General features: G+C 66.5%; 22 protein-coding genes. 11 read left to right on the forward strand and 11 right to left on the reverse strand.

Annotated features, from left to right (window positions below):
* Nucleotides 1-85 precede the first annotated feature (85 nt).
* Nucleotides 86-574, reverse strand: a complete 489-nt coding sequence (locus tag ON29_RS28315) for a MarR family winged helix-turn-helix transcriptional regulator (protein ID WP_245549183.1) — start codon at nucleotides 572-574, stop codon at nucleotides 86-88.
* A 109-nt stretch (nucleotides 575-683) separates the two neighbouring features.
* Between ON29_RS28315 and ON29_RS28320 the strand changes: the two genes are divergently transcribed.
* A complete protein-coding gene (locus ON29_RS28320; RefSeq protein ID WP_040871003.1) occupies nucleotides 684-1,811 on the forward strand; it encodes an NADH:flavin oxidoreductase in 1,128 nt (375 codons plus the stop codon).
* A 275-nt stretch (nucleotides 1,812-2,086) separates the two neighbouring features.
* Here the strand turns inward: ON29_RS28320 and ON29_RS34080 are convergent, their stop codons facing one another.
* The 7 genes from ON29_RS34080 to ON29_RS28355 form a co-directional block, all read right to left on the reverse strand.
* Nucleotides 2,087-2,509, reverse strand: coding sequence for a DUF6924 domain-containing protein (locus tag ON29_RS34080; RefSeq protein WP_051175657.1), 423 nt, complete (start codon nucleotides 2,507-2,509; stop codon nucleotides 2,087-2,089).
* Between the two features lie 318 nt (nucleotides 2,510-2,827).
* The gene (locus ON29_RS28330; protein WP_040871004.1) at nucleotides 2,828-3,691 is read right to left on the reverse strand and encodes a class I SAM-dependent methyltransferase; all 864 of its coding nucleotides are present in this window, start codon (nucleotides 3,689-3,691) and stop codon (nucleotides 2,828-2,830) included.
* Nucleotides 3,692-3,830: 139 nt separating this feature from the next.
* On the reverse strand, nucleotides 3,831-4,103 hold the full coding sequence (locus ON29_RS28335) for a winged helix-turn-helix transcriptional regulator (protein WP_174371869.1): 273 nt from the start codon (nucleotides 4,101-4,103) through the stop codon (nucleotides 3,831-3,833).
* 65 nt (nucleotides 4,104-4,168) lie between these two features.
* Entirely contained in the window at nucleotides 4,169-4,513 is a 345-nt protein-coding gene (locus ON29_RS34085; protein ID WP_051175658.1) for a hypothetical protein, read from the reverse strand.
* A 178-nt stretch (nucleotides 4,514-4,691) separates the two neighbouring features.
* Entirely contained in the window at nucleotides 4,692-5,090 is a 399-nt protein-coding gene (locus tag ON29_RS28345; protein ID WP_040871006.1) for a TetR/AcrR family transcriptional regulator, read from the reverse strand.
* Nucleotides 5,091-5,149: 59 nt separating this feature from the next.
* Complete coding sequence (locus tag ON29_RS28350) at nucleotides 5,150-5,674, reverse strand: sigma factor-like helix-turn-helix DNA-binding protein (RefSeq protein WP_051175659.1); 525 nt, start codon at nucleotides 5,672-5,674, stop codon at nucleotides 5,150-5,152.
* Between the two features lie 412 nt (nucleotides 5,675-6,086).
* Nucleotides 6,087-6,695 carry a helix-turn-helix domain-containing protein gene (locus ON29_RS28355; protein ID WP_083864122.1) on the reverse strand — a complete coding sequence of 203 codons (609 nt, stop codon included), beginning with the start codon at nucleotides 6,693-6,695 and terminating at the stop codon, nucleotides 6,087-6,089.
* On the opposite strand from ON29_RS28355, the gene ON29_RS28360 reads away from it, so the two are divergent.
* The 3 genes from ON29_RS28360 to ON29_RS28370 all read left to right on the forward strand — a co-directional run bounded on the left by ON29_RS28360 (nucleotide 6,684) and on the right by ON29_RS28370 (nucleotide 10,104).
* Nucleotides 6,684-7,625, forward strand: a complete 942-nt coding sequence (locus ON29_RS28360) for an MBL fold metallo-hydrolase (RefSeq protein ID WP_245549185.1) — start codon at nucleotides 6,684-6,686, stop codon at nucleotides 7,623-7,625. The genes ON29_RS28355 and ON29_RS28360 overlap by 12 nt on opposite strands.
* A 569-nt stretch (nucleotides 7,626-8,194) precedes the next feature.
* The gene (locus tag ON29_RS28365; protein ID WP_157172930.1) at nucleotides 8,195-9,106 is read left to right on the forward strand and encodes a hypothetical protein; all 912 of its coding nucleotides are present in this window, start codon (nucleotides 8,195-8,197) and stop codon (nucleotides 9,104-9,106) included.
* 353 nt (nucleotides 9,107-9,459) lie between these two features.
* The gene (locus ON29_RS28370; RefSeq protein WP_157172931.1) at nucleotides 9,460-10,104 is read left to right on the forward strand and encodes a hypothetical protein; all 645 of its coding nucleotides are present in this window, start codon (nucleotides 9,460-9,462) and stop codon (nucleotides 10,102-10,104) included.
* 64 nt (nucleotides 10,105-10,168) lie between these two features.
* Here ON29_RS28370 and ON29_RS28375 read toward each other — a convergent pair whose 3' ends face one another.
* A complete protein-coding gene (locus tag ON29_RS28375; protein ID WP_040871012.1) occupies nucleotides 10,169-10,597 on the reverse strand; it encodes an organic hydroperoxide resistance protein in 429 nt (142 codons plus the stop codon).
* Between the two features lie 100 nt (nucleotides 10,598-10,697).
* On the opposite strand from ON29_RS28375, the gene ON29_RS28380 reads away from it, so the two are divergent.
* From ON29_RS28380 to ON29_RS28405, 6 genes are all read left to right on the forward strand, one after another.
* The gene (locus tag ON29_RS28380; protein WP_217999318.1) at nucleotides 10,698-11,246 is read left to right on the forward strand and encodes an LLM class flavin-dependent oxidoreductase; all 549 of its coding nucleotides are present in this window, start codon (nucleotides 10,698-10,700) and stop codon (nucleotides 11,244-11,246) included.
* Between the two features lie 85 nt (nucleotides 11,247-11,331).
* Nucleotides 11,332-11,949, forward strand: a complete 618-nt coding sequence (locus ON29_RS28385) for an alpha/beta fold hydrolase (RefSeq protein ID WP_217999320.1) — start codon at nucleotides 11,332-11,334, stop codon at nucleotides 11,947-11,949.
* Between the two features lie 81 nt (nucleotides 11,950-12,030).
* Nucleotides 12,031-12,717 (forward strand): winged helix-turn-helix transcriptional regulator, encoded by a 687-nt coding sequence (locus ON29_RS28390; RefSeq protein WP_040871013.1) that lies wholly within the window; start codon nucleotides 12,031-12,033, stop codon nucleotides 12,715-12,717.
* 131 nt (nucleotides 12,718-12,848) lie between these two features.
* Nucleotides 12,849-13,334 (forward strand): hypothetical protein, encoded by a 486-nt coding sequence (locus tag ON29_RS28395; RefSeq protein ID WP_245549187.1) that lies wholly within the window; start codon nucleotides 12,849-12,851, stop codon nucleotides 13,332-13,334.
* Between the two features lie 214 nt (nucleotides 13,335-13,548).
* Nucleotides 13,549-13,752: a cold-shock protein gene (locus ON29_RS28400; protein WP_040871014.1), complete on the forward strand. Its 204-nt coding sequence runs from the start codon at nucleotides 13,549-13,551 to the stop codon at nucleotides 13,750-13,752.
* A 253-nt stretch (nucleotides 13,753-14,005) separates the two neighbouring features.
* Nucleotides 14,006-14,350: an ArsR/SmtB family transcription factor gene (locus ON29_RS28405; RefSeq protein WP_040871016.1), complete on the forward strand. Its 345-nt coding sequence runs from the start codon at nucleotides 14,006-14,008 to the stop codon at nucleotides 14,348-14,350.
* Here the strand turns inward: ON29_RS28405 and ON29_RS28410 are convergent.
* On the reverse strand, nucleotides 14,340-15,551 hold the full coding sequence (locus ON29_RS28410; RefSeq protein ID WP_040871018.1) for a cytochrome P450: 1,212 nt from the start codon (nucleotides 15,549-15,551) through the stop codon (nucleotides 14,340-14,342). The genes ON29_RS28405 and ON29_RS28410 overlap by 11 nt on opposite strands.
* The gene (locus ON29_RS28415) at nucleotides 15,548-16,876 is read right to left on the reverse strand and encodes an MFS transporter (RefSeq protein WP_051175660.1); all 1,329 of its coding nucleotides are present in this window, start codon (nucleotides 16,874-16,876) and stop codon (nucleotides 15,548-15,550) included. The genes ON29_RS28410 and ON29_RS28415 overlap by 4 nt, the downstream gene beginning before the upstream one ends.
* 162 nt (nucleotides 16,877-17,038) lie before the next feature.
* Between ON29_RS28415 and ON29_RS28420 the strand changes: the two genes are divergently transcribed.
* Nucleotides 17,039-17,633, forward strand: a 595-nt coding sequence (locus ON29_RS28420; protein ID WP_174371870.1) for an FAD-dependent monooxygenase, incomplete at its 3' end; no start/stop codon positions are given.

Consider the following 17,633-nt stretch of genomic DNA (forward strand, 5'->3'; position numbering starts at 1 on the left):
GGTCGCCTCGTTGCGGGAGGATGTTCCGGCTACCGACGCTCCCCAGTCCGGCTCGTGAAGACCTCGGCCGAGGACAAGCGGCTGGTCACCGGCGCGGACGGACTGCTGGGTGATCTGCGGCCGACGTAGGTGAGTCCGATCGGGTGACCGGCCGGGAGACGAAAACCCGTTCCAGCAGTGCGTACAGACAGTCGCGGTCCTGGTCACCGAGCCTGTTCAGGCCGTCTTGGGTGGCGCGCATCTTCGCCCGGATCGTGTCGGTTACCTGCTCGCCCTCGGGCGTGATGACGAGATTGGTGACGCGCCGGTCGGACTCGCTGGCCTCCCGTCGCACGAGGCCACGTTTCTCCAGCCGGTTGATGATCCCGGTCACGTTGGAGGCGTCGCAGGCCAAGGTCTCGGCCAAAGCGCGCATCGCGACGGGCCCCCGGCGCAGCACGGTCAGCGCCTTGCCCTGGCTCGCTGTCAGGTTCTCACTCGCCGCCGCGACGGTGAAGTCGCCGTAGTAGACGCCGAGCGACACCGAGAGCAGCTCCATCAGCTGGGCCGTGTCGACGCGGGGAGCTTCTGCCATGACAGCCAGCCTATCCGCAGAAACTTGACTATCTCAAATATCTCCCCCTAGCGTGGGGTCATTGCTTGAAGTTCTCAACCATCGCAGTCGTACCCCCGAGGAGTATCCAGTGATCGTCACCGCGTCCGACGCCTCTCGCACAGCCGAGATCCTGTCCCGACCCGTCGCGCTGAACGGCCTGACCGTCCCCAACCGCATCGTGATGGCGCCGATGACGCGCATGTTCTCCCCCGACGGCGTTCCCGGTGACGACGTGCGGTCGTACTACGCCCGCCGCGCCGCCGCCGGCGTGGGCCTGATCATCACCGAGGGCACCTACGTCGGCCACGAGTCCGCCGGGCAGAGTGATCGGGTGCCACGGTTCCACGGCGAAGAGCAGTTGGCGGGGTGGGCGAAGGTCGCCGAGGACGTACACGCGGCAGGCGGCACGATCATGCCGCAGCTATGGCACATCGGCATGGTCCGCAACCAGGGCGACGCCCCCTACCCCGATGCGCCCGCCGTTGGCCCCTCCGGTATTCGCCTCGACGGCACCGAGGGTCTCGGGAAGGCGATGACCAAGGGGGACCTGGACGACGTCATCGGCGCCTTTGCCGAGGCCGCCGCGGCCGCCGAGCGCATCGGCTTCGACGGCGTCGAACTGCACGGTGCGCACGGCTATCTCCTCGACCAGTTCCTGTGGGCGCGAACCAATCGCCGCGACGATGTCTACGGCGGCGACACCGCGGCCCGCACACGATTCGGCGCCGAGGTCGTGGCCGCGGTGCGTGCCGCCGTCTCGCCCGGTTTCCCGGTGCTCTTCCGTTACTCGCAGTGGAAGCAGGAGGCCTACCACGCGCGGCTCGCCGAGACCCCGCAGGAGCTGGAGGCGATCCTTGCTCCGCTCGCCGCAGCCGGCGTAGACGCCTTCCACGCCTCCACCCGTCGCTACTGGCTCCCGGAGTTCGACGGCTCCGACCTGAACCTGGCGGGCTGGACCAAAAAGCTCACCGGCAAGCCCACCATCACCGTCGGCTCGGTCGGCCTCGACGGCGACTTCCTCCGCGCGTTCACCGGCGAGGGTGCCGAACTCGGCAGCATCGACAATCTCCTCGATCGCCTGGAGCGCGAAGAATTCGACTTGGTCGCCGTGGGTCGCGCCCTGCTCCAGGACCCGGAGTGGGCCTCCAAGCTGCTGGCGGGGCGGATCGACGAACTGAAGCCGTACGACGCGACGGCACTGAAGACGCTGAGGTAAGCGAGTGGGTGCCGCGGGGATGCGGCCATCCAGGTTGCCTCCTTCGCGACCGCCGGTCTCCTCGGACCGGGCGACTCGGGCGCGGACCCGGTCGAACGGACCGGATGAACGCCCCTGACACGCGTCGGGGGCGCGAACATAGACCCCGCGGCCACCTGCCAGGTGATCGACCTGCCGGTCCCTCCCGTGTGCAGGACCGGAGCCGTACACGACCGCGGGTCAAGTCGCCAGCCGCCGCCCCAGCGGCGTCCAAGGTGTCGTCAAGCCGGCCGCGGTCACCGATCGAAGCCGCGGAAAACACCGTCGTCGTCGACGCCGCCCGCGTAGTCCTCGAAGTCCATATTGGCGAGCAAGAAGTTGACCTCGACCTCGGCCATCGCGATCGGCGCGATCCGGAACACCGGGTTGCCGCCCCCTTGGGCATCATCGTCGCTGGTATCGACCGCCAGCAGTGGATGCTCGGGGTCGGTCATCGTGGTGGCGTCGGCGAGGAACACATAGGTCCGGCCATCGACCAGATCAGCCAGGTCGGCGGGTGCCAGGCCGTCGAAGGAAACGTCGTCGACGGGTGTCAACTCCGTCATCGTGTCTTCGTCGTAGGACGCGATCACCGCCGTGAGGGTTTGGGCCCACGCCACGTCGTCGGTGAAGTCGGTACGCACCAGAAGCGATTCGCCCTCGGGCAGAGATCGTGCCATACGCCCGATTGTGCACTACGGCAGCGACTAGCATTCGGATTGTCGTGGGTAGTCGCGCGAAATCCATTGGCGCCATTCGTTCCATATTCGACTACGTCGATTCACGAGTTGAACATGCCGTGCGCGTGGGACGTAAGGGGCTCTGACGGCGTACCGTGACTCGACGCTTTTCCAGACGGTGTACGGGGTGGGGCCTGTTCTCCGGGCTCCGCCCACGGGCGTTCCCGCATTTCTCTCGGTTTGTACAGTTCAGAGGCTGATGCCGGAGATGCTAGGTCGTCGCGACAGATGTGGTCTGGTCGACGTGGCGGGCAATCCTCAGCGGCTCGCGCGCAGTATGCGGATCGCGCGCAGTGCGCGGGGCGGTTCGCCTCCGAATCCTTCGGATCCGTCGAGGTAGCGGGTGACGAGGTCGGGGGCGGAGTGGTCTTCGAGGTCGGTGAAGCCGAGGGCGCGCAGCTGTGCGGCGATGTCGTCGGGCGTGAAGTAGCTGAACACGGGTTCGCCGACGCCGGCCAGCCGGTCGGCACGGGCCTGCTGGTACGCGCGGTCCTCGTCGCTGTCCGCGGGGTGCAGATAGTCGAAGACCACCTCGACCGGCTGGGCCTGACCGGCGATGTATTCGAGAGTGGCGTGGGCGGCGTTCGGAGTCAGATAGAAGACGACGCCGAGCCACACGAATATGGCCGGGTCCGTCCGTTCGAATCCGGTGGATTCCAATCCTTCTGCCAGCGTATGGGTTTCGAAATCGACCGGCACGAAGGTCAACGTCTCAGGGAGGTCGATTCCGGCGGCAGTGAGGCGTTCGCGTTTCCACGCTTGGGTGGCGGGGTGGTCGACCTCGAAGACACGCACGTCCGGGAGCGGATTGCGATAGGCGAAGGTGTCCAGGCCTGCGCCGAGGATCACGACCTGCCGCACACCAGCGGCGACGGCCGTGGCCACGGCGTCCTCGGCGAAGCGCGCGCGTGCGGCGAAAAACAGTCGGCGGGGCCGATCGCTGGCCCCATCACGGAGGTGATCGCTTGTGGGCGTGCCCAATTCGGCTAGTTCCTTCGCGGTGACGCCGAGCAGACGGGCCGCCAAGGGGTCGGTGAAGATCTGTGGTCGGTCAGCGATCTGGTGATAGGCGCGGGCGTACGCGGTGATGAGCGCTGTCCGGCTGGGTCCGTCGTCATCCATATTCCAGAACCTACTTGCGAATGTGGCGCGTGCTCTATGAACTCACTCACTCACGCTCACTCCACGAAGGAGCACACAAGCACGATCCTTGTCGTCCCCGCGTACGCCGCGGTCGAAGTTTCCATGCGGTACGGCGCCGTCAATGGAGTTGCTCTGCCCAGATTTCCGCCCATTCGGTTACCGGTTCGAGATGGCGCACGAGCCCGCGGCCGAGCGGTGTCAGCGCGTAACCGGTGACGTGTTCGACGATGCGTGCTTCGACGAGCTCGTGCAACCGCCGGGTGAGCACACTCGACGAGATGTCGCCGCACGCCGTGCGCAGCTCCCGGAAGGTCGGAGGATGATCGGCTCGGTCGAGTTCCCAAATGATCCGCAACATCCACCGCCGCCCGATCAGGTCGAACAGGGCCATGATCGGCCGCCCGGACGTCGACCCTCGAACCGGACGCCCTGGGCGCGGAGCCGTGGCTTCCACCACTATGCCGATTGCCCGGTCAACGGCGAAACCGTCAGCTGCTGCGCCATTTTCGCGATTGCCGTGCGCAGTACGCGATAGGGCCGCAATAACAGCGTCACGTGTTCGAGCCCACCGGCGGTGGCGAACTCTTCTCGCAATATGCCCTGCAGCTCGTGGCCGTCCACCCGAGCGGTGAACGCGAACAAGCGATCTCGCTCGCCACCCCAACTACCGGTCTGTTCCACTCCTTCCAGAACTGTCGCGATCAAGCCCAGCATGTGCGCCACATCCGCGCGTCCGCGGTAGTCGGCGACTGGACTGGAGAACGTCGAATCCGTGCACAACAAACTCGTGACCCGCTTCATGTCGCCGCTCCGCCAGCTGGGAAGAACCAAACTTTCATTCATGCCTCTATTTTAGAGGCACCCTAGCTCAGGGGCCACCTCGTTCGCTCGGGACTCGACGTTTGCAGGGCTAGCGCTTCAACGGTGGCCCAGCGCGCTATCAGCACCCGACGGGTGACGCTCTCGATCCACGCCGCCGTCACCGCCGCCGGATCACGCTGCGACGTTCGCAGAATTGCCAGGACGACTCACCGACCAGATCGAGAGCGGCGCCGAGGTCGTGAGTCCGGAAGCATCCCACAATCACGGCGATATCAGGATGTCCGATGCCGACCTCGCCGAGCGCACGCAAGTGCGCCCGTACGACGCCGGTTGGATCGTCGATGCCCGCGGCAGCCGTGTCGAGGATTCGCACGAGTGCCTCGATAACCTCGGCGATGACGGCGTCGAACAATTCGTCTTCGCCACCGAAGTGGTTGTAAAAGGATCCGGTCGCTATACCGGCGTCCCGTGTCAGATCGGCTATGCCGAGCCTCCCGACCAGGCCGCTACCCTTGTCGGTACCAGTGCGGCTCGACCGGAACAGCTTACGGAACACCGACTACGTGCGCTGAACCTTCTCCTGCCCGCGCGGGTCACTTCACAGCGGCGGGTCGACTACCGGCTGATCCGGCGCGGAACAGCGACTGTGGCGAGTTTGTCGGGGTTGCGGATGGCGTAGACGTTGGTGATCTTGCCGGCAAGGATCTCGATCAGGAAGACCCCTTCCAGATGGCCGCCGCTGTAGGCGACCATCGCGGGCGTGTGGTTGTAGTTGACCATCTCGATCCGCATGTCCGACGTCCGTCGCCTCCTGTGGAAGATATTGACGAGGGCCGCGGCCACCTTCTCGGCGCCCACTACCGGTCGGCGCGCCGCGGTGACCTTGCCGCCGCTGTCGGCGGTCCAGGTGGCCTCGGGAGCGAGCAGGGTGAGCAGGCCTTGTGTGTCGCCGGTGGTCGCCGCTGTCATGAACTGCTGGGTGATCTGCGCGATCTCGGCTGCGTCGACCCGCTCGAAACGTTTGCGACGCGCGTGCACGTGGGAGCGGGCGCGGTGGGCCACCTGACGCACCGCCATCACGGATTTGCCTAACGTCGCTGCGATTTCGTCGTAGTCGAAGTCGAATACCTCTCGCAGCACGAATACCGCACGCTCGTCGGGACTCAGCTGTTTCCAACAGCACGAGCATCGCCATCGACACCGATTCGGCGAGGATCAGATCCGCCGAGGTCATGCGCTCAAGACACCCCGGACCGCCGAAACATGACACGAACCCGTGTGACGTGCACCACTTCATCCCAGAGGGCCGGCCGACCCGCCAGCCGGGCCACCGCCACCAGCGACGCCCCGGACGCCTTGTCCGGCACGAACACCACGGTAGCGTGCACAACACCACCGCAAGGCCGAGCTGATCCTCCGGACCGCGCCGAGCCCCACGGGGTCGGCGCTTTGCATCGAACCGGCGGGCGCGCAGCGCCACTGCCGAGGCGCAGCCCAGCGCGATGAGCGCGCCGACCGCGGTCGAGGCTCCTCGGGCGATGGCCGCGGCCGATCAGGTTCTGCGCGAAATGACCATGACGTATTCGCAGGGAGCATTCGTTCGGTTGGCGAAGCCGTGGTCCGCGTCGGCCTGGAAGAACAGGGAGTCGCCTGCGTTCAGGGTCTCGCTGATCCCGCCGATGGCGACGGTGAGGGTGCCTTCGAGTACCACGAGTTGTTTCTCGGTACCCGGCGGATACGCAGGCAGCAGCCCGGTAGAAACCTGCGCGGGGAGGTAGTGGATCACCATCTCCGCCTCTCCCGCGCCGGGGGCCGCTGACACCATGTGCCGCTCGAAGCCGGTTTCCGGATCACGGAAAACGGGGCGATCGTTCTTGCGCATGACAACGGCCACACCAGACGCGGGAGCAGCCGCCCCACCGATCAGGTCCGAGAGCGACGTGTCGAGCGCGTGGGCGATCCTGGACGCGACGCCGATCGTCGGGCTCTTCTCACCGCGTTCGACCTTGGACAGCATCGCCCGGCTGACCGACGACCGCGTGGACAGCTGCTCGAGCGTCAGTCCCGCCTCCTCGCGGCGTCGCCGCACGTTACCGCCGAACGCGCCGGCCAGGTCGTCACCGCGCTGTGGTTCGGTCGCGTTTCCGTCTTGCTCGACCACCGTGCTCCTCGAATCGATGGGTATCTCACTGCCCAGAGTGTATGTTTCTCCCAAAGAAGATATACTCTTCTATCGGAGAAACGCGATATGCGCCCGACATGTGGAGGTTCCATGCGTTTGATATCCAGTGGCCGGCACCATGCCACGTTCGAATTCGGCGATCTGCAGGTGATCTCGTTGCGAGACGGGTACATCGACATGCCGCCGACACGGCTCCGCGACGAGGACGGGCGCTCGCTCGATGAACTGCCAGCCGCCGTGCCGCTGGCCGGCGACAACTTGCGGCTGTCGGTCAACGCCTTCTTCGTCACCGACGGCACGCGGTCGGTTCTCATCGACACCGGCGCGTCCAACGCCTGGCACGACCCGACCATGGGATTGATCTACGACGCGCTCGACGAAGCGGGAATCGACCGCGCGCACGTCACCGATGTGGCCATCACCCACAAGCACGAAGACCACGTGAGCGGCCTGATCGCACCCGACGGTTCAGAGGCGTTCACCGCACTCGAGCGCGTGTGGATCGGCGCGGGCGACACCTCGGTATTCACGGGGCGGCTCGAGCCGATCCGCGACCGGGTCGTACCCGTGTCGGAGAAGGTCGCGATCAACGACTGGACCACCGCGATTCCGACACCGGGCCACACCCCCGGTCACACCGTCTACGACGTCAGGAGCGGCACCGGCCGCCTTCTCGCCTGGGGCGACACCGTTCACGTTCCCACGATCCAATTCGATCAGCCGAACGTGTCCTGGGAACTCGACGGCAACCAGTCCCAGGCCCGCGCCGCGCGAGCGGCCCTCCTCGAACAACTGACCCGACCAAACCACTTCGTCGCCGGCGCCCACCTCGACTCACCCGGCATCGCCCGCGTAACCCCCTCCGGCGACGGTTATGCGCTGGAATACCTCGCATCACCGATCGGATGATCGAGCCTGTCGGCTCCGAACCGCGGTCGCGAGGGCCAGGGAGTGTGACAACGGCACTCGGCTGAGTCCGTGCTGTAGATCTGGCTTGTGGTGTTGAATCGCATTGTGGCCGAGTCGGATTCGTTGATCACCCGGTCGGCGCGTTGCTTCGCAAACACCAAGCCCGCCTCGGCCACTACCGCCACCGCGGCCCGGCGAGATCGGCGAAACCGGTGTCGGGCTCTGTCCCGACAATCATCGGGATTCCTCGTCCCGCGTCGGCCGGATGCCCAGCAGCATATTGATACCGCAACGGCGGCCATCCTCTCATGCCACTGTCGCCGCCAGTTCGGTGAAGGTGTCGGTGACCCAGTCTGCGATGAATTCACTGACTTAGGAAAGGTTGTCGAGTCCGACGTGTTCGCCGCCGCCTTCGGCCGGGCTGAATACGCGCAGTTGCCGTTTGGGTCGGCGGTGGCCTGCTCGTCGGAACGGTAGGCGTGTTCGACCGGCTTTCGAGCGAACAGCTATGATCAGGGCCGACTCGACGACGTGCCGGGGGTCCGTCCAGGACCGGAGGGGCTACGGGAATGACTGGTTCTCCGTACGATTCGGGTGATCACGTGCGGGCGGGCGACACCGATTTCATTGCACGGCAATTTGATTCGACGACAGATGACCGGCCGGCACCGAATTCGGACGTCTACTCTCACATGGCGGCTCCACCCTCCGGTCACCCTGTCACCGGACACCAGCACACCGGTCGGGGGCACTGGCCGCCGCAACAACCTTTGCCACAGGCGTATTCGACGCAGCGGGCCGGCCGCCGCAAGCCGGGGTTGGTTGTTGCCGGTGTTGCCGGGCTAGGAGCGATGGTGCTGGCGATCGGGGTGGTGATCGGTGTCGCCGTGCGTGATCGAGACAGCGAGACCGTTCCCGCCGGTGCCTCGGCCACCGCGCCGCCGGGACCGGCGACCTATTCGATGAAGGCGATCATCAATGCGTGCGACCTTGTCGATCGCACCCCGTTGACCAGGTGGGCCTCCGCGCCGCTCGGCGATCCCGAACATGAGGAAACTGCGTCGTCCGGCAACTTCGGCATCCTGAATTGCAATATCAACTATGGCAATTCCACCGCCGACACTTTTCCGATGAACACCGCGGCGGTCAGGGTCCGGGCTGACGTCGTGGACGGTTCGGCTTCGCGAACGTACGACCATTGGAAACGCAGCGCCGCCGACCTCGCCGATGACGGGTCGGTGGTGACATCCGGGGAGTTCACCGGCATCGGCACCCAAGGTTACTGGCAGTTCGAAGCCGACAACTTCGGTGGCATCGTGGACGCCGAATACATGATGTGCGTATGGGACGGCGGTGTCGCGGTGCGCGTGGAGATCGACCTCTCGCGCGAGAAGGGATCCCCGGTGGTGGATAGGGACGAACTCGATTCGGTCGCCAGATCCCAAGCCCGCAAGGTGCTGGCCGGACTGCGACAGAACTAGCCACCATCGAATCGAACGGGCCGATGAGGACGGTCGGGTGACTACACGACCACCGGCAAAGTACGATCGGCGCTGAGTCTCGACGGGGAGCACGTCGAGGAATCGAAGGGCTGCGAGAGATGACAGACCCGCGGCACACACCCGGCCACCCCATTCCGGACGACTCCGATATCACTGCGCGGCAACCGCATTTGTCGAGCGGCGACTGGACACGGCCCGACATCGACTACGGCCGACCTGGTCAGGGATATCAGCCGCCGGTTCCGCCGGGTCCGTCCTCGCCTGCCGGTCATCGTAAGCCAGGCCTGATCGCCGCCGGTGTCGTGGCGTTGGTGGCTGCGCTGGGCGCCGGTGTGGTGATCGGCATCATCATCGCCGACAGCGACGGTGGCGGTCGGTCCGCCGCTGTCGAGGGGCCCGCCGGAGCGCCGGCGACATCATCTACCGCCACGACTACTCCGGAGCCGGAGCCGGGAATCTATTCGATGAACGGGATCGCCGATGCGTGCGATCTGGTCGACCCTGCCCCTTTGCACAAGTGGTCGTCCACACCGGACCAGCCGCCCTACCATCACGAAACCCCGCCGAGCGCATATGACACCGGCCGCCTGTCATGCCAATTCAGCTACAAGAGCCTCGCGAGCGACGGTGTCCACTGGAATCAAGCGGCCATCGACCTCCGCGTCGAGTTCACAACGACCGGAGCCGCACCCGCTTATAGCGACTGGAAACGCCAGGACACCACTACCGGCTCCGGGGCGGGTTCCGGCGAGATCACCGGAATCGGCACCCAGGGTTACTGGCACACTGCGGTATCGGATTCCAGCTACACCACTGGAATGGACTACGTCGTCGGCGTGCAGGACAGCAACGTCTCGGTGCGAGTACGAATCCCCATCCTGCGCCAGCACGGCGAGCCCTACGTAGACCTGGACGAGCTCGGCACGATCGCCAGAAACCAAGCCCAGCAAGCCATAGACGGACTGAGGAAGAAGTAACACCGCGTACTCCGACGGTCCGATCGGCTGCGGCACAGCTCTGAGGGTGTCGCTGTCGCCGATGTCACAGCCGGGTGCCATTGACCACCAGTGTCACGTCGATGTTGCCGCGCGTGGCGTTGGAGTAGGGGCAGACCTGGTGGGCCGTCTCCACCAGTCCGACCGCCTGCTCGCCGGTGACCGACGGTAGCGAGATCTGCAGCACGACACCGAGTTCGAATCGGCCGCCGTCGGTTGGGATCAAGGCGACCGAAGAGTCGATTTCCGCGTCGTCGGCGCGGAGCTTGCTGCGCTGCCCGACGAGGGCGAGCGTGGTTCCGAAGCAGGCGGCGTATCCGATCGCGAAGAGCTGCTCCGGATTCGTACCCGCACCATCACCACCCAATTCCTTGGGTTGGCGCAGATCGAGATCCAGCTGTCCGTCGGAGGTGCGCCCGTGGCCGTTCCGGCCTCCGGCCACACGTGCCTGCGCCCGGTAAAGCACCTTTGTCATCAAAATTCTCCCTTCATCGCTACGTGCTTATGAACTTTGCACTTCAAAAATAGGAAGTCAATAGCTGAGCTCATGAACCTCACGCAGATCAGGAGGTGACATGGCGAGGCTCGAGATCGGCTATCTGATGCCGACGCGCGATCAGACGGTGCGAGGCGAACACGAACCAGGACGGCTTGTCGCGCAGGCGCGGCGGGCCGAAGAGCTGGGACTGGACTCGGTGTGGGCGGGAGAGAGTCCTGTGACCAGGCCGCGCGCGGATCCGCTGCTGTTGCTGGCCGCCGTGGCCCAGGCCACCGAGCGGGTCACGCTCGGCACGGCAGTACTGCTTCCAGCGCTGCGCCACCCGATCCTGCTGGCACACCAACTCGCCACTCTCGACCGGCTATCGAACGGGCGGTTGATCGCGGGCATGGGCGGCGGATTCCCCAACCCGAACACCGAGGCCCAATTCGCCGCGCTCGGTATCCAATTCGCGCGCCGCATCGGCCGTATGCAGGAGTCGATCGACATCATGCGGCGACTCTGGTCGGGCACGGCGGTGTCTTACCGAGGCAAGCATTTCACCTTCCAAGACGTGCGGCTCGCACCTCCACCGACGCGCCCGGACGGGCCGCCGATATGGCTGGCGGCGCACGCCATCTCGTGATCCGCCTGGCCACCGACGACCACGACGAGGGCCTGGAGGAATTCGCCGACCAGGTGCTGCCCCTCCTTCGTAAGGAGCATTCACTGTGACCACCTTCGTTCTCGTCCACGGCGCCTGGCACGGCCCATGGGCCTGGGAGCGTGTCGCCCCGCTGCTGCACGCCGCCGGGGCGCACACCCTCACACCGGATCTCAGCTCGGTCGGGGATTACGGTCTACACGATCACGCCGCCATTGTCGCCGCCACTCTGGACACAGCACCGGATGACGAGCTTGTGCTGGTCGGACACAGTTACTCCGGCCTGGTCGTCCGGGAGGCGGCCGACCTGCGGCCCGATGCCGTCGGCCACATCGTCCTCGTGGACGGCTGGGCGGGGGCGGACGGCGCCAGCATGTTCAGCCTGGCCCCCGACCCGTTCGCGCAGGCCATCCGTGCGGCGGCCGAGGCGCGCGGAGACGGATGGCAGATCCCGGCTCCACCCCCGGCGGCGTTCGGCATCGTCGACACCGACCACGCGGACCGGCTGGCTGCGCGCCTGCTCCCCAGCCGTTGCATACGTTCACCGAGGCCACCGATCTCAGTGGTGCGATCGATCGGATTCCCGGCACCGCCATCTACTGCAGGCCACAGACCTACCCGTTCGAACAATTCGGCGCAGCCCTCGGCTACCCGACGTTCGCCTTGGACGGCCCGCACAATGTGATGCTCACGCATCCGGAACCGCTCGCGCGAATGCTTCTCGAGCTCATTCATAATCCGGAAGCGCGGAGTCTAGAGTGAGGAAGTGGACCAGCGAACCTACAACCAGTACTGCGCGACCGCGCGCACCCTCGACCTCGTCGGCGAGCGCTGGACTCTGCTGCTGATCCGCGAACTGCTGACGGGCCCCAAACGATTCGGCGATCTCCAGTCCAGCCTGCGCGGCCTCGGCACCGGCCTGCTCGCCGCCCGCCTCAAACACCTCGAACGCGAGGGACTCGCACATAAGATCACGCTCCCACCGCCCGCCCGTACCCCGGCGTACGCCCTCACCGAGGCCGGCGAGGAACTCGGACCACCGATCCTGGGACTGGCCCGCTGGGGCCTGAAGTGGGCCATGGGCGAACGGCGCGAGACCGAGGCGTTCCATCCGGGGTGGGCGGTGCTCGGTCTCCGGGCCTGCTTCGACGCCGAGGCCGCGGCCGGACTGCGCGCGGTGTATGAGTTCCGGATCGATGACGAGGTCTTCCACGCCCGGATCGACGACGGGACGATCGAGGCGCTACACGGGCCTGCCCAGCACCCCGACGCGACCGTCACCATAAGCGAGGCAGCGTTCCTCGATGTCACCAGCCACGGTCTGTCCTTCGCCGACGCGATCGAGACCGGTGCCGCCTCGGTGTCCGGAGACACCGAGGCTTTGCGGAGGCTCGAGGGGCTGTTCCGGCTGCCGCCTCCACGCGACCGGAAAACGGACCAGCCCTCGTCCTGACCGCCGGGAGGTCGAACCGGCTGCCGCTCGCTGTCCACCGCGTTCCGCCGTCGGATCAGCGATGGAGCTGAGGCAGTGATTCCGCTGACGACTGCTGTAACACCGGCTGCCGGTGACCCGACACACCAGTCATGTCTCTCAATCACAAGCAGCCGCAACGGTTTTTGACTCGCGCCGGTGTCGTCGCGGCGGTGACCGCCGCCGGGATGGTCGGGTTCGCAGCGCCGTCTACCGCCATACCGCATGACCCAGGCTTTCCGTTCACGCCGACCCTGACGCGCCTGGTGCCGACGAGCTGCTCCGCGATCATCGACGCGGTCACCGTGCGGCAGGAGAAGGCCGGCACATTCGGCGTTCGGGTGAACGTCACCCAGACCGGGGAGGGCTGCTCGGACTGGAAGGTCGCTGTGCGCTTCAAGAACCTCGATACCGGGTACGCGGACGGGCAGCAGCACCGCGTCGTGAACGGTGTCGTCCAAGACACGGTGGACGGCGTGATCGTCGGTTTCGGCACGGCGCCGGGCGTCGGCCGGGTGGAGGCTCGAATCGTCGCGCTGGACTCGAACAACAAGGAGATGGAGCAGATCTCGGGTACGGCGACGTTCACACTGAGCTGAGCGCGAGTGCCGTCTCCGGTGATCGCTGGGCACGGGACACTCGGCGGTCGGTCAAGGTGCCGGTAGTGCGGGCCCGGAGCGGTGTCCGGCCCGCGGCGTTGGCGCGCGAGGCTGTGGTCGTGGTGATGGGGAGCTGGGGATGTGGCATGCTTGATGGTGAGCACGGGCTGTCGAAGTGATCGCTCGGCTTACTACAGGAAGTAATACAAAGTACATGACGCAAGGCAGTGTGAAGTGGTTTAACGGCGAAAAGGGCTTCGGGTTCATCGCGCAAGACGGTGGCGGTCCCGACGTTTTCGTTCACTACTCCGAGATTTCCGGCTCCGGATTCAAGTCCCTCGATGAGGGACAGCGTGTCGAGTTCGAGATCGGGCAGGGCCAGAAGGGCCCGCAGGCTCAGAGCGTCCGCGCCATCTGAGAGCTGACAGACCAGAAACCCGCGCTACGGCGCGGGTTTCTCGCTTTTCCGAGAAGCCGTTGAGTAGGCCCGCGACGCAGGACTGCTGGTCAGCTCGGCGCTGACCTACAACCGACTCCTCGAACGCCTCGGAATCCGCACCGAGGACGTCTGGAGCCCAACCCGCCACGTCTGAAACCCTGACCCATAGGTACTATAGATTTCATACCTTCGGCAGCCGCTCGCGGGCTGGTGCGGTGGAAAGGAGTGGGTCGTGACCGATGCGGATGGGCATCCCGATATCGAGGAGTTCGATCTCTCCACGGTGCTGGCCGCGCTCGCCGATGACAATCGGCGCAGCGTGATCGCGCAACTCTACGCCGAGCCGGAGGGAACCGAGCAGTTCTGCAGTGTGTTCGGGATGCCGTGGGCGCCATCGACCCGCACGCATCACTTCCGAGTGCTGCGCAAGGCGGGGCTGATCCGGCAGCGTGACGTCGGCAACGGCCGGATGACGAGCCTGCGACGCGAGGACATGGAAAAGGCTTTTCCCGGCCTGCTGGCGGCGATTCTCGTCGCCGACAGGGGTCGTCATCCGGCCGCGCCGGCTACCACGTGACCGGCAGCGATGTCGGCCGGTGGACGAGAATGCCGGTCTCCCAGGGGATTCGGTCCTCGGGTACGGCGAGCCGGAGCGTCGGCAGCTCGGTGACGAGCCTGCGCAGCACCTCGGTGATCTCCATACGCGCCATGGCCGCACCCATGCAGTGGTGCATGCCGTAGCCGAATTGCAGGTGCCGCTTGCCGTTACGGGCCGGGTCGATCACCGCCGGGTCCGGGTACACCTCGGGATCACGGTTGGCCGAATGCGCGTCGGCGTAGACGATATCGCCGGGATACAGCGTCCCCTGTGACAGCGTGAGTTCACGGGTGGTGACGCGCGGGAAGGTCGAGATCCGTCCCAGCGGTAGCAACCGCAGGAACTCCTCCACCGCGGCGGGGATGGCGTCCGGATCGTCCACCAGGTACTGCCACAGCTCCGGCCTGGCGAGTGCCACGTAGGCGATCTTGGTGATCACCGACAGGATGTTCTGGTCGCCACCGACCAGTGAGCCGAGCAGGATGGCCGCGTACTCCCCGTCGGTGACCGGCGGCGACACGGAGTCGCGCGCCGCGAGCAGGTCGAGGATCAGGCCGGGCCGCAGCTCACGCCGCCGGGCGACGAGATCCTCGATGTAGTGGTACAGGGTCCAGAACTCGCCCAGCAGCTTGTCCACATCGCTGCCGTCGCCGAGCTGCATCGCCCGCGACAGATGCCGGAAATAGTCGATGTCGGCAGTCGGTATGCCGAGATAGTCGACGTTGACGCCGATGGTCACCGGATCCAGCAGCGCCCGAACGAGATCGGCCGATCCGCGCTCGTGCTGTTCGCGCAGGTCGGCGAGCGCGTCGTCGAGTACCCGGTGCACCGCGGGCGCTCGCCGGGCCATGGTGGCGGCACTGTAGGCGGAGGCCACGAAGCCTTTGAGCCGCCCGTGACCGGGGTGGTCGAGGTTGAGCAGCATTTCCGTCGGCATGATGGTCGGCAGGAAGCTCGGCCCGTCCTCGACGTTGGTCTCGGCGCGCGCGAAGCTGAGGTCGGTCAGGACCGCGTGCACGTCGCGGTAGGCGGTCACGTGCACCGCGGTGTGGCCGCTGGGCAGTTTCACCTGCGGTAAGCCGCCGGTGGAACGCTGCGGTAATGGTTCGATCATGAGCGGCGGCGCGATATTGGCGATGCCGTCGAGATCGACCCGGACCGCGTCGAGTGCGTGGGTCATGAGGTGACTCCTTCTGGACTGGAACCGATGTCCCGGTTCTCGGTGGCTCGTGCGTTGCCGCGCACCGCGACGATGAGGATGGTGAGCACCACGAGCAGGGCGATGAGCACGCCGACAGTGATCGTGAAGGCGGAGCGGTAGACGTCGGGATGGCCGAACTGGCCCGCGGCGGTGTCGTCGGCGGCCTTCCCGCTGAGCCGGGTGCCGACGACCGTAGCGAGCACGATGGCGTAACCGGCGACGAACAGCGCTTCGCTGCCGATGCGGAAGAAGTTCAGCAGGCCCGCGGCGGTGCCGCCGCGTTCGGCGGGCACCACGGAGAGCGCGTGACCGTCGACCAGGCCGATGGGCAGGCCGAAACCGAGGCCGAGCAACACCATCGGCAAGATGATCCAGGCCACCGAACGGTCCTGGGAGAGCGCGAGCACACCGGCGTTGCCGAGGATCGCGGCGCCCAGCGCGAGGTAGACCACCCTGCCGACGGTCAGCGCCGGGAAGCGGGTGACGAGGTGGCCGATGGCCACCGGCGCGACGAAGACCGGAATGGTCATCGCGAGCATGAGCAATCCGGCCGCGCCCGCCGAGAGGTCGGTGATGCCGCTCAGCGCCGAAGGCAGGTAGGTCAGCAGGGTGACGAAGCCGATCGATCCGGCGACCGGAACCAGGCACATGGCCAGGAATTCCCGATTGCGCAGCAGACCGAGATCGAGGATCGGGCCGTGTTCGACGACAGCGGGTTTCGCGGCGGGCAGCACCCGCGTGCCGACACCGGCGGCCGCGAGGATCACCGCGTGCACCAGGAAGACGCCCCGCCAGTCCAGCAGTGAGATGAGGATGCCGGAGATGGTGGGGCCGAGCGCGAGACCGAGACCGTTCACGGTGCCGAAAACGGCGAACGCCTTGATCCGCCGGGCCCCCTCGTAGGCCGCCGACAGCAGCGCGGTGGCGCCGGTCAGGATGGCCGCGGCGCCGATGCCCGCGACGACGCGAGCCAGGTCGAGGACGAACAGGTTCGGTGCGGCGACGCTGCCGATACTGCCCGCGACGACGAGCGCGGTACCGATCCCGAAGGTGCGCCGATGTCCGACTCGGTCGCTGACCGCGCCCCACAGCAGCGTGGTGAGGGCGAAGGCGACGTTGAATCCGTTGACGACCCATTGCAGCGCGGCGGGATTCGATCCGAGGTCCTGCGAGATGAGCGGAAGGGCGATGGCGGTGCCCGCGATGGCCATCGGCGTGACGAACTGGGCGGTGAGCACTACGGGCAGTGTGGCACCGCTGGGTGGTGCGCCGCGGGTTTCGGTTGCGGTGGTGACGGTCGACATGAATACCCCCTGGGGCGGTCGGAATGGACTCGGCACGGTGGATGGGAGGACTTCGAGACGTAGGAGAGGTACTACTCAATTAGTAGGTACTATGATCCTAGTATCTACCTCGAGCTTCGTACAACCGCTGCCGCGGACCAGACCTCGCCCCAGGAGCATGTGATGAGCACGGCGCACCGGCCCCGGCCGAATCCGGTCGACACCGACATCGACACCGATGTCCTGGTGGTCGGCGGCGGGCCGGTCGGCATGCTGGTCGCCGCCGAGCTGGCACTGCAACGCATCCGGGTCGTCGTGGTCGAGACCCGCGCCGAACTCGACCGGCGCCCGCGGGCGGGCACGGTGCACGCCCGGTCGCTGTCGCTGCTGGCACGCCGCGGATATCTGCCCTCCGCGACTTCCGAAGCGATACAGCGTGATCCGCACGGCGTGCGCCGGTCCCCGTTCCAGTTCGCGGCGCAACCGGTGCTGACGATCAGCGCGCCCGGCGTCGAGCCCGGTCCGATCGCGGGCATTCCGCAGGCACGGCTGGAGGCGGCCTTCGAGGAGCGCGCGGGCCATCTGGGCGCACGAATCCTGCGCGGTCACACCGTCACCGGACTCGAGGCCGACGACGACGCGGTGGTGGCCGAGGTGGCCGCCGAGGCCGGACATCGCTCGCTGCGTGTCCGCGCCCGCTACGCCGTCGGCGCCGACGGTGCCCGCAGCCTCGTCGCCCGCATCGGCGATTTCCCGGCGCAGGTGTACCCGGCGACCA

The sequence above is a fragment of the Nocardia exalbida NBRC 100660 genome (assembly GCF_000308575.1).
GTDB lineage: Bacteria > Actinomycetota > Actinomycetes > Mycobacteriales > Mycobacteriaceae > Nocardia > Nocardia exalbida.

What these genes read in the sequence shown, in the direction of transcription:
- ON29_RS28315 (WP_245549183.1), bottom strand. Translation starts at nt 574, where the DNA reads ATGGCAGAAGCTCCCCGCGTCGACACGGCCCAGCTGATGGAGCTGCTC.
- ON29_RS34080 (WP_051175657.1), bottom strand. Translation starts at nt 2,509, where the DNA reads ATGGCACGATCTCTGCCCGAGGGCGAATCGCTTCTGGTGCGTACCGAC.
- ON29_RS28330 (WP_040871004.1), bottom strand. Translation starts at nt 3,691, where the DNA reads ATGGATGACGACGGACCCAGCCGGACAGCGCTCATCACCGCGTACGCC.
- ON29_RS28335 (WP_174371869.1), bottom strand. Translation starts at nt 4,103, where the DNA reads ATGGCCCTGTTCGACCTGATCGGGCGGCGGTGGATGTTGCGGATCATT.
- ON29_RS34085 (WP_051175658.1), bottom strand. Translation starts at nt 4,513, where the DNA reads ATGAAGCGGGTCACGAGTTTGTTGTGCACGGATTCGACGTTCTCCAGT.
- ON29_RS28365 (WP_157172930.1), top strand. Translation starts at nt 8,195, where the DNA reads ATGACTGGTTCTCCGTACGATTCGGGTGATCACGTGCGGGCGGGCGAC.
- ON29_RS28375 (WP_040871012.1), bottom strand. Translation starts at nt 10,597, where the DNA reads ATGACAAAGGTGCTTTACCGGGCGCAGGCACGTGTGGCCGGAGGCCGG.
- ON29_RS28380 (WP_217999318.1), top strand. Translation starts at nt 10,698, where the DNA reads ATGGCGAGGCTCGAGATCGGCTATCTGATGCCGACGCGCGATCAGACG.
- ON29_RS28395 (WP_245549187.1), top strand. Translation starts at nt 12,849, where the DNA reads ATGTCTCTCAATCACAAGCAGCCGCAACGGTTTTTGACTCGCGCCGGT.
- ON29_RS28400 (WP_040871014.1), top strand. Translation starts at nt 13,549, where the DNA reads ATGACGCAAGGCAGTGTGAAGTGGTTTAACGGCGAAAAGGGCTTCGGG.
- ON29_RS28410 (WP_040871018.1), bottom strand. Translation starts at nt 15,551, where the DNA reads ATGACCCACGCACTCGACGCGGTCCGGGTCGATCTCGACGGCATCGCC.
- ON29_RS28415 (WP_051175660.1), bottom strand. Translation starts at nt 16,876, where the DNA reads ATGTCGACCGTCACCACCGCAACCGAAACCCGCGGCGCACCACCCAGC.